20 protein-coding genes are annotated in these 23,018 nt (G+C 70.0%); 13 read left to right on the forward strand and 7 right to left on the reverse strand.

Annotated elements, in window-relative coordinates:
- On the forward strand, positions 1-2,322 hold the full coding sequence (locus AC1RL8_RS15815; protein WP_492684749.1) for a fimbria/pilus outer membrane usher protein: 2,322 nt from the start codon (positions 1-3) through the stop codon (positions 2,320-2,322).
- Positions 2,292-2,816: a Csu type fimbrial protein gene (locus AC1RL8_RS15820; RefSeq protein WP_492684750.1), complete on the forward strand. Its 525-nt coding sequence runs from the start codon at positions 2,292-2,294 to the stop codon at positions 2,814-2,816. The genes AC1RL8_RS15815 and AC1RL8_RS15820 overlap by 31 nt, the downstream gene beginning before the upstream one ends.
- Positions 2,817-2,819: 3 nt before the next feature.
- Here the strand turns inward: AC1RL8_RS15820 and AC1RL8_RS15825 are convergent, their stop codons facing one another.
- The 4 genes from AC1RL8_RS15825 to AC1RL8_RS15840 all read right to left on the reverse strand — a co-directional run bounded on the left by AC1RL8_RS15825 (position 2,820) and on the right by AC1RL8_RS15840 (position 6,911).
- A complete protein-coding gene (locus AC1RL8_RS15825; RefSeq protein WP_062477251.1) occupies positions 2,820-3,797 on the reverse strand; it encodes an NAD(P)H-dependent flavin oxidoreductase in 978 nt (325 codons plus the stop codon).
- Positions 3,798-3,849: 52 nt separating this feature from the next.
- Positions 3,850-4,455: a TetR/AcrR family transcriptional regulator gene (locus AC1RL8_RS15830; RefSeq protein WP_062477248.1), complete on the reverse strand. Its 606-nt coding sequence runs from the start codon at positions 4,453-4,455 to the stop codon at positions 3,850-3,852.
- 130 nt (positions 4,456-4,585) lie between these two features.
- Positions 4,586-5,740, reverse strand: a complete 1,155-nt coding sequence (locus AC1RL8_RS15835) for an aromatic ring-hydroxylating oxygenase subunit alpha (RefSeq protein WP_492684751.1) — start codon at positions 5,738-5,740, stop codon at positions 4,586-4,588.
- 112 nt (positions 5,741-5,852) lie between these two features.
- A complete protein-coding gene (locus AC1RL8_RS15840) occupies positions 5,853-6,911 on the reverse strand; it encodes a beta-keto acid cleavage family enzyme (RefSeq protein ID WP_492684752.1) in 1,059 nt (352 codons plus the stop codon).
- Positions 6,912-7,145: 234 nt separating this feature from the next.
- Here AC1RL8_RS15840 and AC1RL8_RS15845 point away from each other — a divergent pair, with 234 nt between their 5' ends.
- Both AC1RL8_RS15845 and AC1RL8_RS15850 read left to right on the forward strand, forming a co-directional pair.
- Positions 7,146-8,126: a Bug family tripartite tricarboxylate transporter substrate binding protein gene (locus AC1RL8_RS15845; protein ID WP_492684753.1), complete on the forward strand. Its 981-nt coding sequence runs from the start codon at positions 7,146-7,148 to the stop codon at positions 8,124-8,126.
- 28 nt (positions 8,127-8,154) lie between these two features.
- Positions 8,155-9,195 (forward strand): AraC family transcriptional regulator, encoded by a 1,041-nt coding sequence (locus AC1RL8_RS15850; protein WP_062477242.1) that lies wholly within the window; start codon positions 8,155-8,157, stop codon positions 9,193-9,195.
- Between the two features lie 94 nt (positions 9,196-9,289).
- On the opposite strand, the gene AC1RL8_RS15855 is transcribed toward AC1RL8_RS15850, so the two are convergent.
- Genes AC1RL8_RS15855 through AC1RL8_RS15865 form a run of 3 tightly spaced genes read right to left on the reverse strand, consistent with a single transcriptional unit; the run spans position 9,290 to position 12,231 of the window.
- Positions 9,290-10,348, reverse strand: a complete 1,059-nt coding sequence (locus AC1RL8_RS15855; RefSeq protein ID WP_070062068.1) for a beta-keto acid cleavage family enzyme — start codon at positions 10,346-10,348, stop codon at positions 9,290-9,292.
- A 37-nt stretch (positions 10,349-10,385) separates the two neighbouring features.
- On the reverse strand, positions 10,386-11,228 hold the full coding sequence (locus AC1RL8_RS15860; RefSeq protein WP_492684754.1) for a TauD/TfdA dioxygenase family protein: 843 nt from the start codon (positions 11,226-11,228) through the stop codon (positions 10,386-10,388).
- A 31-nt stretch (positions 11,229-11,259) separates the two neighbouring features.
- On the reverse strand, positions 11,260-12,231 hold the full coding sequence (locus tag AC1RL8_RS15865; RefSeq protein ID WP_390349408.1) for a Bug family tripartite tricarboxylate transporter substrate binding protein: 972 nt from the start codon (positions 12,229-12,231) through the stop codon (positions 11,260-11,262).
- A 197-nt stretch (positions 12,232-12,428) separates the two neighbouring features.
- On the opposite strand from AC1RL8_RS15865, the gene AC1RL8_RS15870 reads away from it, so the two are divergent.
- From AC1RL8_RS15870 to AC1RL8_RS15910, 9 genes are all read left to right on the forward strand, one after another.
- Positions 12,429-13,400, forward strand: a complete 972-nt coding sequence (locus tag AC1RL8_RS15870; RefSeq protein ID WP_492684755.1) for a quinone oxidoreductase family protein — start codon at positions 12,429-12,431, stop codon at positions 13,398-13,400.
- A 23-nt stretch (positions 13,401-13,423) separates the two neighbouring features.
- Positions 13,424-14,455 carry an AraC family transcriptional regulator gene (locus AC1RL8_RS15875; protein ID WP_492684756.1) on the forward strand — a complete coding sequence of 344 codons (1,032 nt, stop codon included), beginning with the start codon at positions 13,424-13,426 and terminating at the stop codon, positions 14,453-14,455.
- Positions 14,456-14,501: 46 nt separating this feature from the next.
- Positions 14,502-17,198, forward strand: coding sequence for a winged helix-turn-helix domain-containing protein (locus tag AC1RL8_RS15880; protein ID WP_492684757.1), 2,697 nt, complete (start codon positions 14,502-14,504; stop codon positions 17,196-17,198).
- A gap of 138 nt (positions 17,199-17,336) precedes the next feature.
- On the forward strand, positions 17,337-18,245 hold the full coding sequence (locus AC1RL8_RS15885; RefSeq protein WP_159273045.1) for a TauD/TfdA dioxygenase family protein: 909 nt from the start codon (positions 17,337-17,339) through the stop codon (positions 18,243-18,245).
- 55 nt (positions 18,246-18,300) lie between these two features.
- Positions 18,301-19,359 carry a beta-keto acid cleavage family enzyme gene (locus AC1RL8_RS15890; RefSeq protein WP_492684758.1) on the forward strand — a complete coding sequence of 353 codons (1,059 nt, stop codon included), beginning with the start codon at positions 18,301-18,303 and terminating at the stop codon, positions 19,357-19,359.
- A gap of 42 nt (positions 19,360-19,401) precedes the next feature.
- Complete coding sequence (locus tag AC1RL8_RS15895) at positions 19,402-20,385, forward strand: tripartite tricarboxylate transporter substrate binding protein (protein WP_056573291.1); 984 nt, start codon at positions 19,402-19,404, stop codon at positions 20,383-20,385.
- Between the two features lie 14 nt (positions 20,386-20,399).
- Entirely contained in the window at positions 20,400-20,957 is a 558-nt protein-coding gene (locus AC1RL8_RS15900) for an RBBP9/YdeN family alpha/beta hydrolase (protein WP_492684759.1), read from the forward strand.
- A gap of 42 nt (positions 20,958-20,999) precedes the next feature.
- Positions 21,000-21,971, forward strand: a complete 972-nt coding sequence (locus AC1RL8_RS15905; RefSeq protein ID WP_492684760.1) for a quinone oxidoreductase family protein — start codon at positions 21,000-21,002, stop codon at positions 21,969-21,971.
- A 7-nt stretch (positions 21,972-21,978) separates the two neighbouring features.
- A complete protein-coding gene (locus tag AC1RL8_RS15910; RefSeq protein WP_492684761.1) occupies positions 21,979-22,989 on the forward strand; it encodes a YeiH family protein in 1,011 nt (336 codons plus the stop codon).
- Positions 22,990-23,018 lie beyond the last annotated feature (29 nt).

A 23,018-nucleotide genomic window follows, 5' to 3' on the forward strand; every position in this document is an offset into this window, starting at 1 on the left:
TTGTGGGTCTGCTGCGGCTGGCTGGGCCTGCGCGTGGCCTGCGCACAGACGTCGCCCGCTGACATGGCGGGCGAGGTGCAGCCCGCCATCCTCGATGTGCGCATCAACGGCCTGAGCCAGCCCGCGCCGCGACCGCTCTTGCGGCGCGGTGCGCAACTTCTGGCATCGGCGCCCGACTTCGCGGCCTGGCGCCTGGTGCGGCCTGCGACCGCGGCGCTGCAGCGCGATGGCACCGACTACTACGACCTGCGCGCACTGCCGGGCGCGCAGCTGCAGCTCGACGAAGGCGCGCAAAGCGTGGACCTGAGCGTGCCCGCCGAGGCGTTCACGCTGGGCACCGTGCATGCGCATGCGGGCGACCGCCCGCCGCTGTCGGCGTCGGCCTTCGGGGCCTTTCTCAACTACGACCTGGCCGTGCAACACGACCGCGAAGGCACGCGCGCCTCGGGCTACTTCGATGCGGCGGCCTCGGACGACTGGGGCCTGGTGGGCACGAGCCTCGTCGCGGGGCAGTCCGCGTTCGGCGGACGCGGCACGACGCGGCTGGACAGCTACTTCCGCCGCGACGACCCCGCGCGGCTCACGCGCCTCACGGTGGGCGACACGATCACGCAGGCCGCGGCGTGGTCGACACCTTTTCGTTTCGGTGGCGTGCAGTTCGGCACCCGCTTCGGCTTGCAGCCCGGCTTCATCAGCTACCCGATGCCGACCCTGCGCGGCGGTGCGGCCGTGCCGTCGGCGGTGGAGGTGTATGTGAACGACACGCTGCGTTATCAACGCCGTGTCGATGCCGGCCCCTTCGCGCTCAGCGACGTGCCCGTGCTCACCGGCGCGGGCGAGATGCGCTTCGCCGTCACCGATGCGCTCGGCGTGCAGCGCACCGTGACCACGCCCTACTACGTGAGCTCGAACCTGTTGCGCGCGGGCCTGTCCGACTACTCGCTCGAAGCCGGCTGGACGCGCCTGCGCTACGGCGAGCGCAGCTTCGACTACGGCCCGCCCTTCGTCGCCGGCACCTGGCGCCACGGCGTGAACGACAGCGTGACCGTCGAGGCGCGCGGCGAGGCCAGTGCGCGCAGCCAGACCGCGGGCGCGGGCGTGACCTGGGTCTGGGGCACGCTCGGCGAACTCTCGCTGCACGGCGCCGCCAGCCGCAGCAGGGACGGCGACAGCGGCCGCCTCTGGCGCGCCGCCTACACGCGCACCAGCGACGAATGGAACTTCTCCGTGAGCCGCCAGGTGGCCAGCCGCGGCTTCACGCAGATCGCCTGGCACGACAGCCCCGTGCACACCGACGCGCAGACGCAGCTCTTCGCAGGCCGCTCGCTGGGCCGCTACGGCACCCTGGGCGCGAGCCACACGCGGCTGCGCTACAACACCGGCGAACACATCGGCGTGACCACCGCCAGCTGGTCGATCGGCCTGGGCGGCAACGCCTGGCTCGGCACCTCGGTGGCCCACACGCGCCAGGACGGCAAGCGCTCCGTCACCTCGGTGAACCTGAGCCTCAGCTTCACGCTCGGCGAGCGCCAGCACGCCACGCTCTCGGTGCAGCATCAGAAGCCGGGCGGCCATTCGGCCGTGGCCGAGTGGGTGCAGCAGCCGCCCAACGACACCGGCTGGGGCTACCGGCTGCGCGCCGCCGACGGCGAGAACGCGCGCAGCGAAGCCGCGGTCGATTGGCGCGGTCGCTACGGCATGCTGACGGCCGAAGCCGCGCGCGCCCAGGGCCAGACCGCGGTGCGCCTGCGCGCCAGCGGCGCCGTGGGATTCGCGGGCGGCGTGGGCTTTGCCACCCGCCAGTCGGACGACGCCTTCGTGCTCGTGACCGTGCCCGGCGCCGCCGGCGTGAAGGTCTACCGCGAGAACCAGCCCTGGACCACCACCGACAGCGAAGGCCGCGCCGTCGTCTCGGGCCTGCGCGCCTACGAGCCCAACCACATCAGCATCGACAACGGCGACCTGCCGATCGAGGCGCAGGTGCGCAGCGACGTGCTGCGCGTGGTGCCCCGCTATAAGGGCGTGGCGCAGGCCAGCTTCGACATCGCGCGCGACGCCATCGCCAACGTCACGGTGCTGCTGCCCGACGGCAGCCCGCTGCCGCCGGGCATCGACGTGATGCGGCCAGCGCGCGGCACCTCGCTGCTGTCGGGCTTTCATGGCCTCGTGTCGGTCGACGACCCGCAGCCGAACGAGCGCTTCGAGGCGCGATGGAAGCGCGGGCATTGCCGCTTCACGCTGGGCGCGCCCGACCGCGCCGCCGGCGCCTTGCCTTCAATGGGGCCCTACCGATGCGAACCCGTGTCCTCGTCCCCGCGCTGACGGCCGTCCTGGCGTTGGCCGGGCTGCTCACCCCACGTGCGTCGCTGGCCGCCTGCACGGGTGCGGGCGCGTTCACCTGCACCGTCACGGTCAGCGCGGCAACGCCATTGGCATTCGGCAACTACGACCCCGCCGCCACGGCGCCCAAGGACAACACCACGACCATCACCGTCGTCGGCAAGGTCTCCGGTTTGATCGCGCTTCTGGTCAGCGTGTCGTACACGATCAGCCTCGACGCGGGCCCGACCGGCAGCATCGCCAACCGGCAGATGACGGACCCGGTCGGCGGCACGCTGGGCTACAACCTCTACACCGACAACGCGCGAACCGCCGTCTGGGGACTCAACAGCGTCTCGGACAACTACAACATCACCGCCTCCGTGCTGGGCACGACGGTGACGCGCAACTACACCGTTTACGGCCGCATTCCCACGGCTCAGTACGTGGTGCCGGGCGGCTACGCCAGCACGATCACGGTGACGGTGACCTACTGAGGCTCAACCCCTCAGCATGCCCGCCAGGCGCTTGGCGATGAGCTCGTCCGCCTGCGCCATGATGCGGTCGATGAGCTCCGCGCAGCTCGGCACGTCGTGGATCAACCCGGCCACCATGCCGCAGCTCCAGGCGCCGGCGTCCATGTGGCCCTCGGTCATCACCTTCGGGTAGATGCCGGCGACCTGGTCCATGATGTCGTCGATCTTCAGCGCGTCGCCCTTGGCGCGCTCGATCTCCATGAGGCGCTCCACGCCCGCGTTGTTGATCACGCGCTCGGTGTTGCGCAGCGAACGCATGATCAGGCGCGTGTCGAGTTCGGAGGCGTTGACGATGGCCTGCTTCACGTTGGCGTGCACCGGCGCTTCCTTGGTGGCGATGAAGCGCGTGCCCATGTTCATGCCCTCGGCGCCCAGCGCGAGCGCGGCCACGAGGCTGCGGCCGTCGGCCATGCCGCCCGAGGCGACGAACGGGATCTTCAGTTCCTCGGCCGCGCGCGGCAGCAGGATCATGTTGGGCACGTCGTCTTCGCCGGGGTGGCCGCCGCACTCGAAGCCGTCGACGCTCACGGCGTCGCAGCCGATGCGCTCGGCCTTGAGCGCGTGGCGCACCGAGGTGCACTTGTGGATCACCTTGATGCCCGCGGCCTTCAGCGCCGGCATGTAGGCCTCGGGGCTGCGGCCCGCGGTTTCCACGGCCTTGATGCCGCCTTCGACGATGGCCGCGATGTACTCGGGGTACGGCGGCGAGGCGAAGGTCGGCAGGAAGGTGAGGTTCACGCCGAAGGGCTTGTCGGTCATCTCGTGGCAGCGCGCGATCTCGCGGGCCAGCAGCTCGGGCGTCTTCTGCGTGAGGCCCGTGATGATGCCCAGGCCGCCGGCGTTGGAGACGGCCGCGGCCAGCTCGGCGAAGCCGACGTAGTGCATGCCGCCCTGGATGATGGGGTGGCGGATGCCGAAGAGTTCGGTGATGCGGGTTTTCAAGGGAACGTCCTTTGGTCGGGGTTGCTGGGAAGGTAAGAGAGAAAGAGAAAAATCAGGGCGGCGAGATGACCCGCAGCACGTCGCGCGCCATCGCCTTCATCCAGGCCGTGTCGCTCTTCAGCGCGGGCTCTGCGAAGGTCTTGGCGAAGGTGGGCCGTGCCATCTTGGCGTAGTTGAGCGTGCCGAAGATGAGCGTGAGCACCACCACGGCCGACAGGTCGTCGCGCACGAGGCCGGCCGCCTGCGCTGCGGCCACCAGGCCCAGGCTGGCTTGCAGGAAGCCTTCGAGCGGCCGGGTCTGCGCATGCTGGATGCGCTCGGCGTTGTCGAGCAGTTCGCGCGTGACGAGCTTGAAGCCCGTGGGCCGCGCGTGCATCCACTCGACCTGCAGCGCGACGAACGCCTGCAGCCGTGCGGGCAGGTCGGGGGCCGCCTCGACGCGCTTGCAGATGCGCGCGGTCAGGTCCTCGGCCTGTTTCTCGAGCACGGCGCGGTACAGCACCTCCTTGCTCGCAAAGTGATGCAGCAGCCCCGGGTTGCCGACCTCGCAATCGCGCGCGATGGCCGACAGCGATGCGCCCTGGAAGCCGTGGTCGGCAAAGTGCTGCTCGGCGCGCGCGAGGATCGTTTCTTTACGGGAAGGGGCAAGAGTGGCCATCGGGCGGTTCTGGAAAGCGTCACGCGCAAGAGCACATGCCGCGAAGACGCGACCGGCGATCAGACGCGATGCGCGCCATTCTTTCTTGTGTCTTGTGGTCTGGTTGTTGCACGCGCGACACCCTCGCGCGTCAGCGTGCGGCCGGCATCGCCGCCACCTGCTGCGCGAGCTGCGCATGGAAGCGCGGCGCGCTGTACTCGAAGGTGCCGAAGCTGAGCGCGTCGTTCGCGCCCGACGCCAGCCCGGCCTGGATCGATTCGGCCAGTGCGTAGTCTTCCGCGAGCGTGCGCCGGTACAGCGCCACGTTCGCGTCCCAGTGCGCGGTCGCCTTCTCCGAGGCCGGCGCTTCGGGGATCAGCGTGAGTTCGTGCACGCGCGTGCGCGTGGCGCCCAGCGGCTCCAGCATGCTGAGCTGCGCGTGGTCGGGCTGCACCAGGATGGTCGTGTTGGGAAAGAAGAAGTAGGTCAGGTTGCCGTAGCGGCGCGGATCGAAACCGGCGGCGTCGGGCCGGTGTTCCTGGAACTTCGACTTGAGCAGGTACAGGCGCCGGTTCAGGTCGAACTCGTCGATCACCTGCAGGTTGTGCAGGAACATGTGGGCGATGGTCTCGCGGTGCGCCACCTTGAAGTGGTAGGCCTCGAAGGAACCGTCGACCAGCAGCTTCCAGTTGGCTTCGACCTCGTACGTGCGCGGCGCATAGGCCACGGGCGCGCGCAGCCCGGCCAGCGACTCGAGGTTGTCCATGAGTGCGCCCAGGTGCGCGCCGGGGTCGCTGTCCGCCCGCGACGGATCGCACACGACCCAGACCACGCCCGCGCGCTCGACCGTGGCCAGCCGGCGCAGGCCCGACGCGTCCTGCTTCAGGCAGGGAAAGCCGAAGGATTCGGGCACGCCGCGCAGGGCGCCGTCGGGCTTGTAGGTCCATGCGTGGTACGGGCAGACGAAGGCGCGCGCCTCGCTGCCGCTGCCTTCGGGCACCACGCGCGCGCCGCGGTGGCGGCACACGTTGAGAAACGCCTGCACCTGCCCGCCCTCCTGGCGCACCAGCAACAGCGGCACGCCGGTGTGCGTGAGCGACAGCCAGGCGCCGGGCGAGGCGAGCGAGGCGCTGGCGGCCACCGGCTGCGGATGCCGCTGCAGCAGCCGCCGCTCGTCGCGTGCGATGGCCTCGTCGGTGTACTGGCCGACCGGCACGCGGTCGCCCTCCCCTTGCGCGTCGGCGCGCCCGGCCTGCAGGGCCGTGGTGGCTCGGCGATGGAGTTCGGCTGCGAAGTTCTCGCTCATCGGGGGCTTTCTGTGCGATGCGATGCAGCCCGGTGAGCTGCGCGATCGGCCCAGTCTACCGACTGACCAGTCGGTACGTCAACCGCCCCCCCGGGAAGCGGTGGAAGCGGTATCAGGCCGGCTTGCGCAGGAAGCCCTGCTGCGCGCCGTTGCGGTTGGGCGCGAAGCCGTTGGCCTGTAGCGTCTCTTCGGTGGTCTCGTAGAACACGCCGATCTTCATGATCTCGCGCGCCTGCTGCGCGGTGGCGATGGGGCGGCCGAACTCGGTCGCGATGCGCACGAGCTGCTTGATCTGCTCGACCGAGCTCATCTTGCCGGTGCGGGTCTGGTTCCACAGCACGTCCTCGATGCCGCAGCGCACGTGCAGACCCAGGGCGATGCCGATCATGTTCACGGGCAGCACGTTGAGCACCGAGCTCTCCACGGTGACCACCGCACCGTCGGGTGCGGCGCGCAGGAAGTTGGCCAGGTTGTAGATGTTGGCCTGATCCATGCCACCGCTGATGGCCACCCAGTTCATCACCAGCGGGCCCTTGTAGACGCCGCGGCGGATCATGCGTTCGATGGTCTCGAAGCTGTTGATGTTGTAGCACTGGAACTCGCTCTGGATGCCCGCGGCCGTGAGGCGGCGGATGTGCTCTTCCACCCAGCTGGGGTTCGAGGGCACGATCATGTCCCGGTAGGTCGAATACAGCCGCGGGTCGCCGCGCGACAGGCCCTTGAAGTCGTCCAGGCCGGCGTGCTCGGTCACGTTCATCTGCGTGGTGTTGACGGTCACCGTGACCTGGTCGGGCTTGGGCGTGAGCTCGGCCAGCATGTGGCGCGTGTCGTCGCTCAGCCACTTGGCGGCGGCGCCGTCGTCCTCGGGCGCGAAGCTGATGGAGCCGCCCACCTGGATGATCATCTCGGGCACGCGCGCACGCACGCCGGCGATCAGTTCGTTGAACATCGACAGGCGCTTGCTGCCCTTGCCGTTGGCCTCGCGCACATGCAGGTGCAGCACGGTGGCGCCGGCCTCGTAGCAGTCGACCGCCTTCTGGATCTGCTCTTCCATCGTGACCGGAATGTCTTCCGGAAAGTCGGCGGGAATCCAGCCCGGCGCATAGGGCGCGGCCGTGATGATCAGGGGCTGCTGGTTCTCGGGATACAGGTGGCCGTCGAGGAAGTTCATGGGGTTGTCTCCGGTGAAAGGGTTGCGCTTGCAGCCAAAGTTTCTGGCGCTGCTGCGAAAACTTCTTGCTCATCGGGGGCGCAGTTTTGTCTTTCTGGGGCATTGAAACGGCGCGTGCAAAGACAGGTGTCGCTGTCGCGATCCGGTAAGTGGCCGACGCGTCGCGCCAAGCATTCAGCAGCGGTGGCGCCACAGAATCCGCACGCCTTTGACTCTTCCACCTGAGGACGAACCATGTGTCTGCATCTGCTGCGAGCCTCCCTTCTCTTCCTGGCCGCGCTGTGCTGCGGCACGGCCTCGGCCCAGGCCTGGCCCGACAAGCCCACTCGGCTGATCGTTCCGGCGCCGCCGGGCGGCATCTCCGACGCGGCGGCGCGGCTGCTCGCCGAACAGCTGCGCACGAACCTCGGCCAGACCGTGCTGGTGGACAACAAGCCGGGCGGCTCCGCCGTCATTGCTGAGCGCGCGCTGATGGCCGCGCCGGCCGACGGCTACACGCTGATGGTCGGGCCGTCGAGCGTGCTGTCCGACATTCCGCTCACGGTGAAGACGCCCTTCGACCCGCTCAAGACCTTCACCTACGTCGGCGAGGTGACGGGCATGTTCCATGTGCTGGTGGCCAATGCCGGCTTCCCGCCGAACACGGTGAACGACCTGCTGGCGCATGCCAAGCGGAATCCGCGCTCGGTCAGCGTGGCCAACCTGAGCACGGGCACGCGCTCCAACCTGCTGGGCGAGATGCTGCGCGCGCGCAGCGGCAACGACATCCTCGTGGTGCCGTACAAGGGCTCGGCGCCGGCGCTGGTCGACCTCATGGGCAACCAGGTGCAGCTGACTTTCGAGGTGGTGAGCAACGTCACTTCGCTGATCCGCAGCGGCAAGATCAAGGCGCTGGCCGTGGCGTCGTCGAAGCGCTCGCGCTTCCTGCCCGACGTGCCCACCTTCGGCGAGCTGGGCCTGCCCGACTTCGTGATGCCCGACGCGAGCGTGGGCGTGTTCGTGCTCAGCAGCATGCCGCCGGCGCTGCAGGAGAAAATCCGCGCCGAGGTGGCCCGGGCCGTGCAGGCGCCGAAGTTCCGCGAGGCGCTGCTCGCGCAGAATTACGATCCGCCGCGCGAGGCGACGCTGGTGCAGCTGCGCCAGACGCTGGACGCCACGACCGCCCACAATCGGGCCATCATCGAGAAACTGCAACTCAAGATCAGCCCCGAGTGAACACGGGGCCTCTGCCAAAGAAGCCACCATGAAGCACCTCGGTCGACTGATGCGCAGCGCGAGCCTCAGCGGCTACGTGGAGCTGGTGCAGTCGCTCGGCCGCGACCCGCATGCCTTCATGCGCACCGTGGGGCTCAAAGCGCAGCTGCTCGAGCACCCCGAGACGCTGATCCCCGGCGACGCCGTGCGCGAGCTGCTCGAGATCACCGCGCGCGCCACGCGCACCGAAGATTTCGCGCTGCGGCTGGCGGCGCAGCGCAAGCTGTCGGCGCTGGGCCCCATCAGCGTCGTGCTGAAGGAAGAGCCCACGCCGCGCGACGCGCTCGACACGCTGGGCCGCTACCTGAAGCTGGTGAACGCCTCGCTGAGCTTTCGCCTGGAGGACACGGGCGACATGGTCATCATCCAGGAAGACCTGCTGCCCAGCCCCGGGCTGCCGATGCGCCAGTCGATGGAGCTGGCCGTGGGCATCATGTTCCGCATCCTCGGCGAGCTCATCGATCCGCAGTGGCGCCCGCAGCAGGTGTGCTTCACGCACCGCCCGCCGGCGGACATGGCGGCGCACCGCGCCTTCTTCGGCCGCAACGTCAAGTTCAACCAGGATTTCAACGGCCTCGTGTGCCTGGCGGCCGACCTGCGCAAGCCGCGCGAATCGGGCGACCAGGGCGTGGCGCGTTTCGCGCGCGAGTACCTGGAGGCCGCGCTGAAAGACCGCGGCGAGAGCACGCGCGAAGCCTGCCGCGAACTCATCCTGGCGCTGATGCCCGGCGGCGGCTGCACCGCGCAGGAAGTGGCGCGGCACCTGCGCGTGGACCGCCGCACGCTGCACCGCCGGCTCGAGGCCGAAGGCCTCACCTTCAGCCGCCTGCTCGACGACGTGCGCTCCGACCTCGTGAAGCGCCACCTGCGCGACAGCGACCTGCCGCTGAGCGAGGTGGCCGAGCTGCTGGGGTTTTCGGGGCCCAGCAGCTTCAGCCACTGGTTCCGCCACCACTTCGGCTGCAGCGCCTCGCAATGGAGCAAGCAGACGGCCGGCGCGGTGGCTCAGGGCGCGGTGCGCGCGTTCTGAACCAGGTCTTCGTGGCGCAGGGCATGCGCGATGCCCTCCAGCAGACGCCAGGCGGCGCGCGTGAAACGCCTCGTCATTGCCATCGTCTTTCTTCTCAGGCCGCCTTGCGCAGGAAGCCCTGGTTGCCTCCGTTGCGGTTCGGCGCGAAGCCGTTGGCCGCGAGCGACTCTTCGGCCGTCTCGTAGAACACGCCGATCTTCGAGATCTCGCGCGCCTGCTGCGCCGTGGCAATGGGGCGGCCGAACTGGCGCGAGATGGCGACCAGCTGCTCGATCTGCGCCACGGTGCCGATCTTGGCGGTGCGCGTCTGGTTCCACAGCACGTCCTCGGTGCCGCAGCGCACGTGCAGGCCCATGGCGATGCCCATCATGTTCACGGGCAGCACGTTGCGCACCGAACTCTCCACCGTGAGCACCGCGCCGTCGGGCACGGCGCGCACGAAGTTGGCCAGGTTGTAGATGTTGGGCGCGTCCATGCCGCCGCTGATCGCCACCCAGTTCATCACCAGCGGGCCCTTGTAGACACCGCGCCGCATGAGCCGTTCGACCGACTCGAAGCTGTTGATGTTGTAGCACTGGAAGGCGCTCTGGATGCCGGCCTTGGTGAGGCGGCGGATGTGCTCCTCGACCCAGCCCGGCTGCGCCGGCACCGTCATTTCCTTGTAGGCCTCGAAGATGGCCGGAATCTCGCGCGAGGTGCCCTTGAAGTCGGCCAGCTCGGCGTGCTCCGTGACGTTCATCTGCGAGGTGTTGACCGTCACCGTCACCTGGTCGGGCGTGGGCTCCAGCTCGGCCAGCATGTGGCGCGTGTCGTCGCTCAGCCACTTGGCGGCGGCGCCTTCGCTCTCGGGTGCGAAGCTGATGGAGCCGCCCACCTGGATGATCATTTCGGGCACGCGCGCACGCACGCCGGCGATCAGCTCGTTGAACTTCGACAGCCGCTTGCTGCCCTTGCCGTCGAGCTCGCGCACATGCAGGTGCAGCACCGTGGCGCCGGCGTTGTAGCAGTCGACCGCCTTCTGGATCTGCTCTTCCATCGTGACCGGGATCTCGCCCGGGAAGTCGGAAGGAAGCCAGCCCGGTGCATAGGGCGCGGCGGTGATGATCAGCGGCTGCTGGTTTTCGGGAAAGAGGTGGCCGTCGAGGAAGTTCATGGCGTGCGTCTGTCAGGTGGCGATGCGGGGGCGATGTTCAGTACGGCACGTCGCCGACGATGCCGGCGCGTTCCATCTTTCGTGGCGCAGGCCAGTAGTCGTTCAGCGCGTAGTGCTGCGTGCTGCGGTTGTCCCAGACGACCACGTCGCCCGGCTGCCACGACCAGCGCACCTGGTACTCGGGAATAGTGGCGCGGCTGAGCAGGTAGTTCAGCAGCAGCGCCGCGCCCGGTGTCTTGTCGATGCCGTGGCGCACGTTCTCGGGGGTGCTGTAGTTCACGAAGTGGGTGGTGAAGCTGCCCACGTAGAGCACCTTCTCGCCGGTCTCGGGGTGCGTGCGCACCACGGGGTGCTCCACGGGCGGATGGTCCTGGCCCAGCTTGAGGCGCGCTTCCATCGGCATCACGGCGCCGAACGAATGCTCGATGCTGGCCTTGGCGCGCAGCTTGCCGATCTTCTGCTTGATCTCGTCGGGCAGCTCGTCGTGCGCCTGCACCATGTTCACCCAGATGGTGTCGCCGCCGACCTCGGGGCACTCGATGCAGCGCAGCACCGCGCCCATCGCGGGGCTCTGGCGCCACAGGCCGTCGCAGTGGTAGGTGTTCTCGTAGCTGTGCTTGTTGTCGCTGCGGTAGATGCGCACGAGGCCCGGGTGCTCGGGGTCGCAGCCGACCACGGGGTGGTCTTCCAGTTCGCCGAAGCAGCGTGCGAAGGCGACGTGCTCGGCGCGCTCGATGTCCTGGCCGCGGAAGAAAAGCACCTTGTGCTTGAGCAGCGCGGCGCGGATCGACGCGAAGCACTCGGGGTCGCGCGAGGCCTCGCCCAGGTGGACGTCCGAGATTTCGGCGCCGATGGACGGCGTAATGGGTCTGATCTTCATGAGAGGTCTCCGATGGAATGGCGCGTGCCGCTCAGTTCGCCTGGATGCGGTACTTCTTGACGATGGCGGCGTTGCGCTCGGACAGCGCGCGGGTCTCGGCGATGAGCGCGGGCGTGTCGACACTGAGCTCGGGCTCCAGGCCCACGTCGAGCAGCTTCTGCTGCACGGCGGGCGCCTGGCCGGCCTTCTCGATCGCGGCATGGAGCTTTGCCATCACGTCGGCCGGCAGCTTGGCCGAGCCGATGAAGCCGACCCAGCCGCGGAACTGCAGGTCGGGGTAGCCGAGCTCGGTGGTGGTGGGCAGGTCGGGCAGGAAGCGCGAGCGGGTCTTGCCGGTGAAGGCATAGGGGCGCAGCTTGCCGGCCTTGATGAGCGGCATCGAGGTGAGCATGCCGTCGAACATCAGGTCGACCTGGCCACCCAGCAGGTCCTGCAGCGCGGGCGGCGAGCCGGGGTAGCCGATGTGCTGCAGGTCGAGCCCGGCGCGGTCGCTGAGGATGAGGCCCGCGTACTGCGACACGGTGCCGGGGCTGTAGCTGGCGAAGCTGGCCTTGCCCTTGCGCGTCTTCAGTTCGGCGACGAGGCCCTGGAAATCCTTGGCCGGGAAGTTCGCGGCCGTGACGAGCACCACGCCCGAGCGCGCCACCGAGCCGATGGGCACCACGTCCTTGAGCGGATCGAAGGGCATCTTCACGACCTGCGGCGTCTCGGCCAGCACGTTGCTCGCGGCCATCACGATGGTGTTGCCGTCGGCCGGTGCCTGCAGCATGGCCTGCAGGCCGATGGAGCCGCCCGCGCCGGGGCGGTTCTCGACGATCACGGGGCGGCCGATGTCCAGCGCCATCTGCTGCCCGACGACGCGGGCCACGATGTCCATCGTGCCGCCCGGTGGCGCGGGAACGATGAGCTTGACGGGCTTGTCGCCCAGCGCCCAGGCCCCGAGGGCCATCGAGCATCCGACCAGCGCCACGGCGGCGGCGCGTCCAAATTGCAGCAGTTTCATGGGGTGTCTCCGGTTGTTGTCTTGCAGGCCTCGGTGGGCCGATGCCGCCAGTATCCGGCGCACCCCGCCCGCATTTCTTGCTTTATTGGGGCATCGATTTGCCAATTTGGGACATCGCCAAGACCACGCTTCCCGCCGCCGCCACGCGCCGCAAGAATCCGTTCCATACAGCCCCCACACACCCCAGGAGACGCACCATGAACCAGGCCATCCGCTTCCACGAGACCGGCAGCGCCGACGTGCTCAAGCTCGAACACGTCGAGGTCGGCGAGCCCGGCCCGGGCCAGGCGCGCGTGCGCCACAGCCTCATCGCCGTCAACTTCATCGACATCTATTTCCGCACCGGGCGCTATCCGCTCGCACTGCCCAACGGGCTCGGTTCCGATGCCGTGGGTGTGGTCGAGGCCGTGGGGCCGGGCGTGACCGACATCCGTGTGGGCGATCGCGTGGGCTACCTCATCGGGCCGCAAGGGGCGTATTCGCAGGTGCGTGTGATGCCCGCTGATGTGTTGATCCCTTTGCCGGATGGCATCTCGGACCGCACCGCCGCCACGTTGATGATGAAGGGCATGACGGCGCAGTACCTGTTCCGGCAGGTCTATCCGCTCAAGGGCAGCGAGACGATCCTGTACCACGCAGCCGCCGGCGGCGTGGGTCTCATCGCCTGCCAGTGGGCGCGCGCCATGGGCGTCACCATGATCGGCACCGTCAGCACCGACGAAAAGGCAGCTGTCGCAAAAGCCAACGGCTGCACCCACACCATCGTGACTTCGCGCGAGAACATCGCCCAGCGCGTGCGCGAGATCACTGACGGGAAAGGCGTGCCGGTCGTCTATGACTCGGTGGGGAAAGACACGCTGGAGGCTTCGCTCGATTGCCTGCAGCCGCGCGGCACGCTCGTGAGCAATGGCACGTCTTCTGGCGCCGTGGTTCTCGACACCAAGCTGCTGGCGGCGAAGGGCTCGATCTGGCTCACGCGGCCGGCGATGGTGCACTACATCCACCCGCGCCCGCACATGCTGTCGATGGCCGACGAGTTGTTCGGCCACGTGCTGGCCGGCCGCATCGTGAGCGAGCCCCAGCAGAGCTTCGCCCTGGCCGACGCGGCCGAAGCGCACCGCGCGCTCGAAGGCCGCAAGACCACCGGCGCCACCGTGCTCGTGCCCTGAGAACTGCCACGTGCGGACTTGCGATGTCCTCCCTGGTCCGCGCGGCAAGCCTCACCCACTACAGCGAGGTCGCCCGCGCCAGTGGCCTCGACCCGGCGCGCATGCTCCTGGACGCCGGCCTGAGCCCCCGCGTGCTGGACGAGCCCGACCTGATGATCCCGGTCGACCGTGTCGCCGCGCTGCTGCAGGCCTCGGCCGAGCGTTCGGGCAACGACAGCTTCGGGCTGTGCATGGCCGAGGGGCGGCGGCTGTCGAACCTCGGGGCCGTCGGCCTGCTGGTGCGCGAGCAGCCGACGCTGCGCGATTCGCTCGACGTGCTGATGCGCTACCAGCCGCTGCTCAACGGCTCGCTGTCGCTGATGGTCGAGGCCTTCGGCCAGGTGGTGGTCATCCGCGAGGAAGTGCAGCCCGGCAAGGCGCACCGCGCCACGCGCCAGCGCATCGAACTCGCGCTGGGCGTGATGCTGCGCCTGCTGCGGCAGTTTCTCGGCGCCGACTGGCAGCCCCGGCGCGTGTGCCTGGCGCATCCCGCGCCGCGCGACCTGCGCACGCACCACCGCGTGCTGGGCGCGGCCGTCGCCTTCGACCAGGACTTCCACGGCATCGTCTGCGCGCGCGACGACCTGGACGCGCCCAACCCCTCGGCCGACCCGGCCATGGCGCGCTATGCGCGGCAGCTGCTCGACGCGGCAGCGCCTGCGCCCGGCGACGCGCTGCCGGGCGACGTGCGGCGCGCGGTGCTGCTGCTCCTGCCCAGCGGGCGCTGCAGCATCGCGCAGGTGTCGGCGCACGTGGGCGTGGAATGCCGCACGATCCAGCGCCGGCTGGCGGACGACGGGCAGAGCTTCTCGGCCATCGTGAACGACGTGCGCAAGGAACTCGCCGTGCGCCATGTGCTGGAGGGCGACCGCCCGCTGGCCGAGGTCGCGGGCCTGCTGGGCTTCTGCGCGCCCAGCGGGCTGTCGCGCTGGTTCCATGCGCAGTACGGCTGCAGCGCGAAGGCCAGCCGCGCGCGGCAGAGGGCGCCGCGCCGCGCTTCGGCCTCGCGCGATTGACGTGGAGAATCGGGCCCGTTCTTCCCTCCACGAGCACGAACGAGCCTTGGCCACTTTCCCGCCCCCCGATGCGAGCGGCGCCCCGCGCGACCTGCTGCTCAAGGTGACGCCGCCCCGTGTCCCGCGTCACCTGGTCTCGCGCGCGCGGCTCCTGTCGAGCGCCGACGCGCTGCGCGACCACGCCGTGTGCGTGGTGCAGGCGCCCTCGGGCTTCGGCAAGACCTCGCTGCTCGCGCAGTGGCGGCTGGAGTACCTGGGCCAGGGCGTGCCGGTGGGCTGGGTCTCGGCGCAGAGCCAGGACGACCCGGGCCGGCTGGTGCAGAGCCTGGCGCTGGCGCTGCGCGTCGCCATGGGCCGCCCCGCGTTCGGGCGCAGCCTGTTCCAGGACGACCGGCCCGGCACGCTGGGCAGCGTCACCGCGCTGCTGGCCGAACTGGCGCAGGCGGCCTTGAACGTGGTGCTGGTCATCGACGAGGCCGACCGCCTGCCGCCGGCCTCGCGCGAGGCGCTGGCCTACCTGCTGCGCAACGCGCCGCCCAACGTGCGCACGCTCATTGCCACGCGCCCCGACGGCCGGCTCGACATCGAGGACCTCGTGGCCTACGGGCAGTGCGTGGAGATCGGCCCGGCGCTGCTGAAGTTCAGCCTCGACGAGACGCTGCAGCTGGTGCAGGCACGCTTCGGCGCGCGCGTCGACCGCAACACCGCCGCCCGGCTGCACGAGCTGACCGAAGGCTGGCCGCTGGGCCTGCAGCTGGCCACGACCATCATCGCGCGCGGGGCCGACGCGCACGCCGCGCACACGGTGCTGGGCGACATGACGGCCGCCGCCGGCGAGCTGCAGGGCGAGCTGGTGCGGCTGCTGCTGGTGAACCTCGACCCCGACGACCGCGACTTCCTGGCCCGCATCGCCGTGCTCGACCTGCTGCATCCCGAGCTGTGCCGCGCGGTCTCCGGCGTCGACGACGCCGCGGCGCGGCTGGCGCGGCTGAGCAACGACACGCCGGTGTTCGCCGCCGCCGAAGGGGGCGAGTGGCTGCGCATGCATGCGCTGGCGCGCGACGTGCTGCGCCAGCGCTTCGCCGCGCTCGACGCCGCCGAGCAGGTGGCGGCGCATGCGCGCGCGGCGCAGTGGCTGGCCGCGCACGAGCTGCTCGACGAAGCCGCCCACCACGCGCTGAGCGCGGGCCAGCACCAGACCGCCTACGAGCTCGCGGAGCGCAGCCTCTACGAATCGCTCATGCGGCGCGGCCGGCAGGCCACGGTGCTCGAATGGATGGCGCAGATGCCGCCCGACGAACTCGACCGCCGCCCGCGCCTGCTGCTGGCCGCGGCATGGACGCTCGCATCGAGCGAGCGGCACGAAGAAGCCGGCCGCTTCGTGGCGCGCATCCTGGCGCAGCCCGATGTGAGCGATGCGCTGCGCTGCGAATGCGCGCTGATCCTCGGCGGCGCGGCCGTGTTCGCGGACGACCCCGACCGCTTCGTCGAACTGCACGCGCCCTGGACCGAGGCCGTGCCGCTGACCGACCCGCTGCTGCTGCAGTCGCATGCCAATCGCATGGCCTACCGCGCGCTGCTCGAGGGCGAGCCGGCGCTCGCGCGCCTGCGCCAGCAGCAGGCCCTGCGCGGGCACCCGGGCCACGGCGTCGACTACATCCGGCGCTGGAGCGAGCTGGTCATCGGCCTGAGCTATGCGTGGGAAGGCCAGGTGCTGCTGGCCGAGCAGCTGCTGCGCCCCGCCGTGGCCGGCGCCGAGGCCGAGATGGGCCGGCGCCACCGCTTCAGCTGCAACCTGGCCGCGCTGCTCGCATCGGTGGCCTGGGAGCGCGACCTGCCGGGCGACGCCGCCACGCTGCTGGCCGACCGCCTCGACGTGCTGGAGCACAGCGGCCTGCCCGAATCGCTGCTGCAGGCCTACCGCACGGCGGCGCGCATCGCGGCGGCCGAAGGCGCCGAGCACCGCGCGCTGGAACTGCTGGACGCGCTGGACGCGGCCGGCGCCGCGCGACGCCTGCCGCGGCTGCGCATCGCCAGCCTGGCCGAGCAGGTGCGCCTACATGCACAGCGCCACCGCGCCCAGACCTGCCGCGAGCTGTGCGAACGCATCGACGCGCAATTGGCCGACCCCACGCTGCCGCAGGGCCCGCTGTGGCGGCGCAGCGTGGAGGCACTGCGCGACGTGGCGCGCGCCCATGCGGCCATCGCCGCGCGCGACTGGCCCGACGCCCTCGCGAAGCTGGCGCGTGCCGACGAACAGGCGCGCCAGCGCAAGCAGGGCGGCCTGCACATCGAACTGCTGGGGCTGCGCGCGCTGGCGCTGGAGCGCTGCGGCCAGCCGGCGCAGGCGCTGCTGCGCGAGGCCATGGACCTGGCACGCGCCTACGGCCTGCAGCGCGTGTTCTCCGACGCGCACCCCGAGCTGGGCGCCTGGGTCGGCACGCTCGCGGCCGAGGGCGCGCAGGCCGAGATCGCGGTGGCCCCACTCGCGCCCGCCGTGCCGCCTGCGCCCGCGCCTGCGGCACCGGCATCGCCCGGCGCCGTGCTCACGCCCAAGGAGGGCGAGGTGCTGGTGCTGCTGGCGCGCAACCTGTCGAACAAGGAAATCGGGCGCGCCATGCAGGTGGGCGAAACCACCGTCAAGTGGCACGTGAAGAACCTGTTCGCCAAGCTCGACGCCGGCACGCGCACGCAGGTGGTGCAGCGCGCGCGCATCCTGGGGCTGCTCGCCGCCGGGCACTGAGGGTTTCTCCCTCCCCTTTCGGCCTGGGTCCCCCTCCTGCGAGGAGGGGGCGCGCGCAGGGGCCCCGACCTATTCTTGCTTCCAGCACGGTCACCGCCGCACAGCGGCACCCCACGACCGGCACAGGAGACAAGACACATGGGTTCCACGATCCAGCCAGGCCTCTCGAACGGGGCCCCCGCCGTGCACACGCGCGGCCTCCAGGTCCACCCCGTGACCTGCGCCATCGGCGCCGAGCTGCGCCACGTGTCGCTGGCCGAGGCCTCGCGCGACGCCGGCCTGGCGGCCGAGATCCGCGCGCTGCTGGTGCAGCACAAGGTGCTGTTCTTCCGCCAGCAGGAACTCACGCGCGCCGAGCACGTCGCCTTCGCCCGCCACTTCGGCGAGCTCGAGGACCACCCCGTGGTCGGCAGCGACCCCGAGCACCCGGGCCTGGTGCGCATCTACAAGAACCCCGAGACGCCGGTCGACCGCTACGAGAACAGCTGGCACACCGACGCCACCTGGCGCGAGAAGCCACCCTTCGGCTGCGTGCTGCGCTGCGTCGAATGCCCGCCGGTGGGCGGCGACACCATGTGGGCCAACATGGCACTGGCCTTCGAGAAGCTGCCCGCGCACATCCAGCAGCAGATCGCCGGGCTGCGCGCGCGCCACAGCATCGAGGCCACCTTCGGCGCCGCGATGCCGATCGAGAAGCGCCTGGCGCTGAAGGCCCAGTTTCCCGACGCCGAACACCCGGTGGTGCGCACGCACCCCGACACGGGCGAGAAGATTTTGTTCGTCAACGGCTTCACGACCCACTTCACCAACTTCCACACGCCGGCCAACGTGCGCTACGGGCAGGACTACCAGCCCGGCGCCGCCCTGCTGCTGGCCTACCTCGTGAGCCAGGTGCAGATCCCCGAGTACCAGGTGCGCTGGCGCTGGCAACCGGGCGACGTGGCCATGTGGGACAACCGCTCGACCCAGCACTACGCGGTCATGGACTACCCGCCCTGCCATCGAAAGATGGAACGCGCCGGCATCGTCGGCGACGCGGTCTTCTGAGCGGGCACGTCCTGCGCCCTCTCCCTTCCTTCTTCCTTTCTCCCGAGGTCCTGCCATGAACTTTCTCGACGGCCATCTGTTCCCCGAAAACCAGCAGCCGCTGGTCATCACCGCCGCGCCCTACGCACCGTCGTGGGTGCCCGCCGACTTTCCGGAAGACATTCCCGTCACGATGGAACAGCAGATCCAGAAGGCGGTCGATTGCTACAACGCCGGCGCCACGGTGCTGCACCTGCACGTGCGCGAGCTCGACGGCAAGGGCAGCAAGCGGCTGTCGAAATTCAACGAGCTGATCGCCGGCGTGCGCGCACGCGTGCCCGAGATGATCATCCAGGTCGGCGGCTCGATCAGCTTCGCACCCGAGAGCGAAGGCGCCGCCGCCAAGTGGCTGAGCGACGACACGCGCCACATGCTGGCCGAGCTGGAGCCCACGCCCGACCAGGTGACGGTGACCATCAACACCTCGCAGATGAACGTGGTCGAGCACTGGGACGACGCCGACACCCGGGGCACCTCGATGGAAGACCCCGAGGTCTACCGCGCCTACAAGGAAATGACCGTGCCCGCGCAGCCGGGCTGGGCCGAAGAGCACATCCGCCGCCTCACCAAGGCCGGCATCCAGAGCGCCTTCCAGTGCTACAACATCAACAGCTTCGACTCGGTCGAGCGGCTGATGCGCCGCGGCGTCTACAAGGGCCCGCTGGTCATGAACTGGGTGGCCATCGGCGGCGGCATGGACGTGCCCAACATCTACAGCCTGGCCAACTTCGTGCGCGCCGTGCCCGACGGCGCGGTGCTCACGGTGGAAAGCTCCATGCGCAACGTGCTGCCCGTGAACATGATGGGCATCGCCATGGGCCTGCACGTGCGCTGCGGCATCGAGGACAACCTCTGGAACCAGTCGCGCTCCGCCAAGATGGGCACGGTGGCGCAGGTCGAGCAGCTGGTGGCCATCTCGCGCCAGTTCGGCCGCCCCATCGCCACCGCCAAGCAGGCGCGCGAGATCTCGAAGATCGGCGTGTTCTACGACACCGTCGAGGAATCGCTGGCCGCCAACGGCTTCGCGCCGAACCGCAACGGCGCGCAGCAGGGCTACCTGCGCAAGGCGGCCTGAGCACCCCACACCCCCGGCACCAGAACACCTGGAGACATCGCGATGAAAAAAACCCACAACATCCTTCGCCGCCTGAAGCCCTGGGCAGCCGCCCTGGCCGCCGCGCCCCTGCTCGCCCATGCCTGGACCACCAAGCCGGTGCGGATCGTGGTGCCGGCGCCCGCGGGCGGCACCATGGACGTCGTGGCCCGCGTGTTGTCCGACGCGATCTCGGCCGAGATCGGGCAGCCGGTGATCGTCGACAACAAGCCGGGCGCCGGTGGCGCCATCGGGGTGCAGGCGCTCAACAGCGCGCCGCCCGACGGGCAGACCATCATGTTCATGGTCAGCAACATCCTGACCGAGATTCCCCTGGTGATGAAGACCAGCTTCGACCCGGTCAAGGACGTGAAGCCGGTGACCATGGTGGCGCGCTCGGCGATGGTGCTGGTGAGTGCGCCGTCGGTGCCGGCGAACGACCTGAAAGGCCTCATCGCCTACCTGAAGACCGGCAAGGGCAGCCCGGGCAGCTACGCCTCGTACTCCGCGGGCACCAGCTCGCACTACGCCGGCGCCATCTTTGCCAGGAAGGCAGGGCTGGACCTGCAGCACGTGCCGTTCCCGGGCTCGCCGCCGGCGCTGCAGAACCTGATGGGCAGCCAGGTCGACATCCTGTTCGACGGCATCGTCACGTCGCTGCCGCTGATCAAGGCCGGCAAGGTGAAGGTCTTCGGGGTCGGGGCCAAGACCCGGCTGGCCCAGCTGCCGGAGGTGCCCACGATGGCCGAGCAGGGCTTCGACGAGATCGACTTCTCGAACTGGGCCGGCGCCATCGTGTCGGCAAAGATGCCCGACGACCTCGTGAAGCGGATCAATGCGGTCCTCACGAAGGCCGCCTCCTCGCCGAAGGTGCGGGAGCGGCTCATCGCGCAGAACTTCGTGCCGATGACCAGCGAGAGCCCCGAGCAGCTCGCGAAGATCACGCATGACGAGTACGAGCGCAACGCGCGGATCGTCAAGACCTACAACATCCAGCTCAACCAGTGAGGGTGCAGGCCGATATGACTGCTCCCACCGTCCTCATCGTTCCCGGCCTGCGCGACGCCGTCGCCAGCCACTGGCAGACCCTGCTCGCCGCACGCCTGCCGCGCGTGCGCGCGGTGCCGCCCATGGGCCGCGACGACCTCGACTGCGCCGCGCGCGTGGCAGCCATCGAGCGCGAGGCGCAGGCGGTCGAGGGGCCGCTGGTCATCGTGGCGCACAGCGGCGGCGTGGTGATGCTGGCGCACTGGGCGCAGCGCACGCGCCGGCCAGTGTGCGGCGCCCTGCTGGCCACGCCGCCCGACTTCGAACGGCCGATGCCCGAGGGTTACCCCCGCGTCGAGGCCCTGCGCGCCGGCGGCTGGCTGCCGGTGCCGACCGGGCCGCTGCCGTTCCCGAGCATCGTGGCGGCCAGCCGCAACGACCCGCTGGCACCCTTCGATCGCGTGGTGGAGATGGCGCAGGGCTGGGGCAGCCGCCTGGTCGACCTCGGCGAGGTCGGCCACCTCAACCCCGCCTCGGGCTACGGCGAATGGCCGGGCGCGCAGGCCTTCATCGACGAACTCTCGGCGGGCTGAGCCCTTTCTGCCCGCCTGCCCTTCACACCGAAAGAACTCCCCATGGTCCAAGCCATCCGCTTTCACGAGACCGGCAGTGCCGACGTGCTCAAGCTCGAACACGTCGAGGTCGGCGAACCCGGCCCGGGGCAAGCGCGCGTGCGCCACAGCCTCATCGCCGTCAACTTCATCGACATCTATTTCCGCACCGGGCGCTATCCGCTCGCACTGCCCAATGGCCTCGGTTCCGATGCCGTGGGCGTGGTCGAAGCCGTGGGGCCGGGCGTGACCGACATCCGCGTGGGTGATCGCGTGGGCTACCTCATCGGGCCACAGGGTGCGTATTCGCAAGTACGCGTGATGCCCGCTGACGTGCTCATTCCGCTGCCCGACGGCATCTCCGATCGCACCGCCGCCACGCTGATGATGAAGGGCATGACGGCGCAGTACCTGTTCCGCCAGGTCTATCCACTGAAGGGTGGCGAGACGATCCTGTACCACGCCGCGGCCGGTGGCGTGGGCCTCATCGCCTGCCAGTGGGCGCGTGCGATGGGCGTCACGATGATCGGCACCGTGAGCACCAACGAGAAGGCTGCCGTCGCCAAGGCCAACGGCTGCACCCACACCATCGTGACCTCGCGCGAGAACATCGCCCAGCGCGTGCGCGAGATCACCGAGGGCAAGGGCGTGCCGGTCGTGTACGACTCGGTGGGCAAGGACACGCTGGAAGCTTCTCTCGACTGCCTGCAGCCACGCGGCACGCTGGTGAGCAACGGCACCTCGTCAGGCGCCGTGGTCGTCGATTCGCAGGTCCTGGCGGCCAAGGGCTCGATCTGGCTCACGCGGCCCGCGATGGTTCATTACATCCACCCGCGCCCGCACATGCTGTCGATGGCCGACGAGCTGTTCGGCCACGTGCTGGCCGGCCGCATCGTGAGCGAACCGCAACAGAGCTTTGCGTTGGCCGACGCGGCCGAAGCGCATCGCGCGCTCGAAGGCCGCAAGACCACCGGCGCCACCGTGCTCGTGCCCTGAGGTTTCCATGACCGCCTTGTCTGTCGCCGCATGGCCGGCGCGCGGCCGCCTGCTCTTTCCGGGCGTGCTCGCCTGCGCGGTGGTCGCCGCCGCGTCCACCTTCCTGTCGCAGCACTACGGTGCGCCGGTGATGCTGTTCGCGCTCATCCTCGGCATGGCGATGAACTTTCTCTCGGCCGAAGGCCCGTGCAAGCCCGGCATCGAGTTCACCGCGCGCCACGTGCTGCGCTGGGGCGTGGCGCTGCTCGGGCTGCGCATCACGGCCGCGCAGGTGGTGGCGCTGGGCTGGCACCCGGTGTTGCTGGTGGCGGTGTCGCTGGTGCTGACCATCGGCGTGTCGATGGTCGTGGCGCGGCTGATGGGCTTCAACGTGCTGTTCGGCCTGCTCAGCGGCGGCGCCACCGCCATCTGCGGCGCCTCGGCCGCGCTGGCGCTGGCCGCGGCGCTGCCGCCGCATCCGCTGAAGGAACGCGCCACGCTGTTCACGGTGGTGGGCGTGTCGGCGCTGTCGACGCTCACGATGATCGCCTACCCCCTGATCGCGCGCGCCCTCGGCATGGACGCGCACACGGCCGGCGTGTTCCTGGGCGCCACCATCCACGACGTGGCGCAGGTGGTGGGCGCGGGCTACGGCATGTCGCAGGCCACGGGCGACACGGCCACGCTGGTCAAGCTGATGCGCGTGGCGGCGCTGCTGCCGGTGATCCTGTTCGCCGTGATGTTCACGCGTGCCACCGGCAAGGCCGTGGGCGGCCAGCGCCCGCCGCTGCTGCCGTGGTTCGCGGTGGCCTTCGCCGCGCTGGTGGCGCTCAACAGCACGGGCTGGCTGCCGCAGTCGCTCGCCACCGCGGGCAGCGACCTGTCGCGCTGGTTCCTCGTGGCGGCCATGGCCGGCATCGGCATGAAGACGCAGCTGCGCGAGCTGGTCGACGTGGGACTCAAGCCGGTGGTGCTGATGGTCGGCGAGACCGTCTTCATCGCCGCGCTGGTGCTGGCGCTGCTGCGCTGGGCGCCCTGACGCACAGCCCTCACGACAACACACACAAC

Source organism: Variovorax sp. GW822-FHT04E09 (assembly GCF_058800845.1).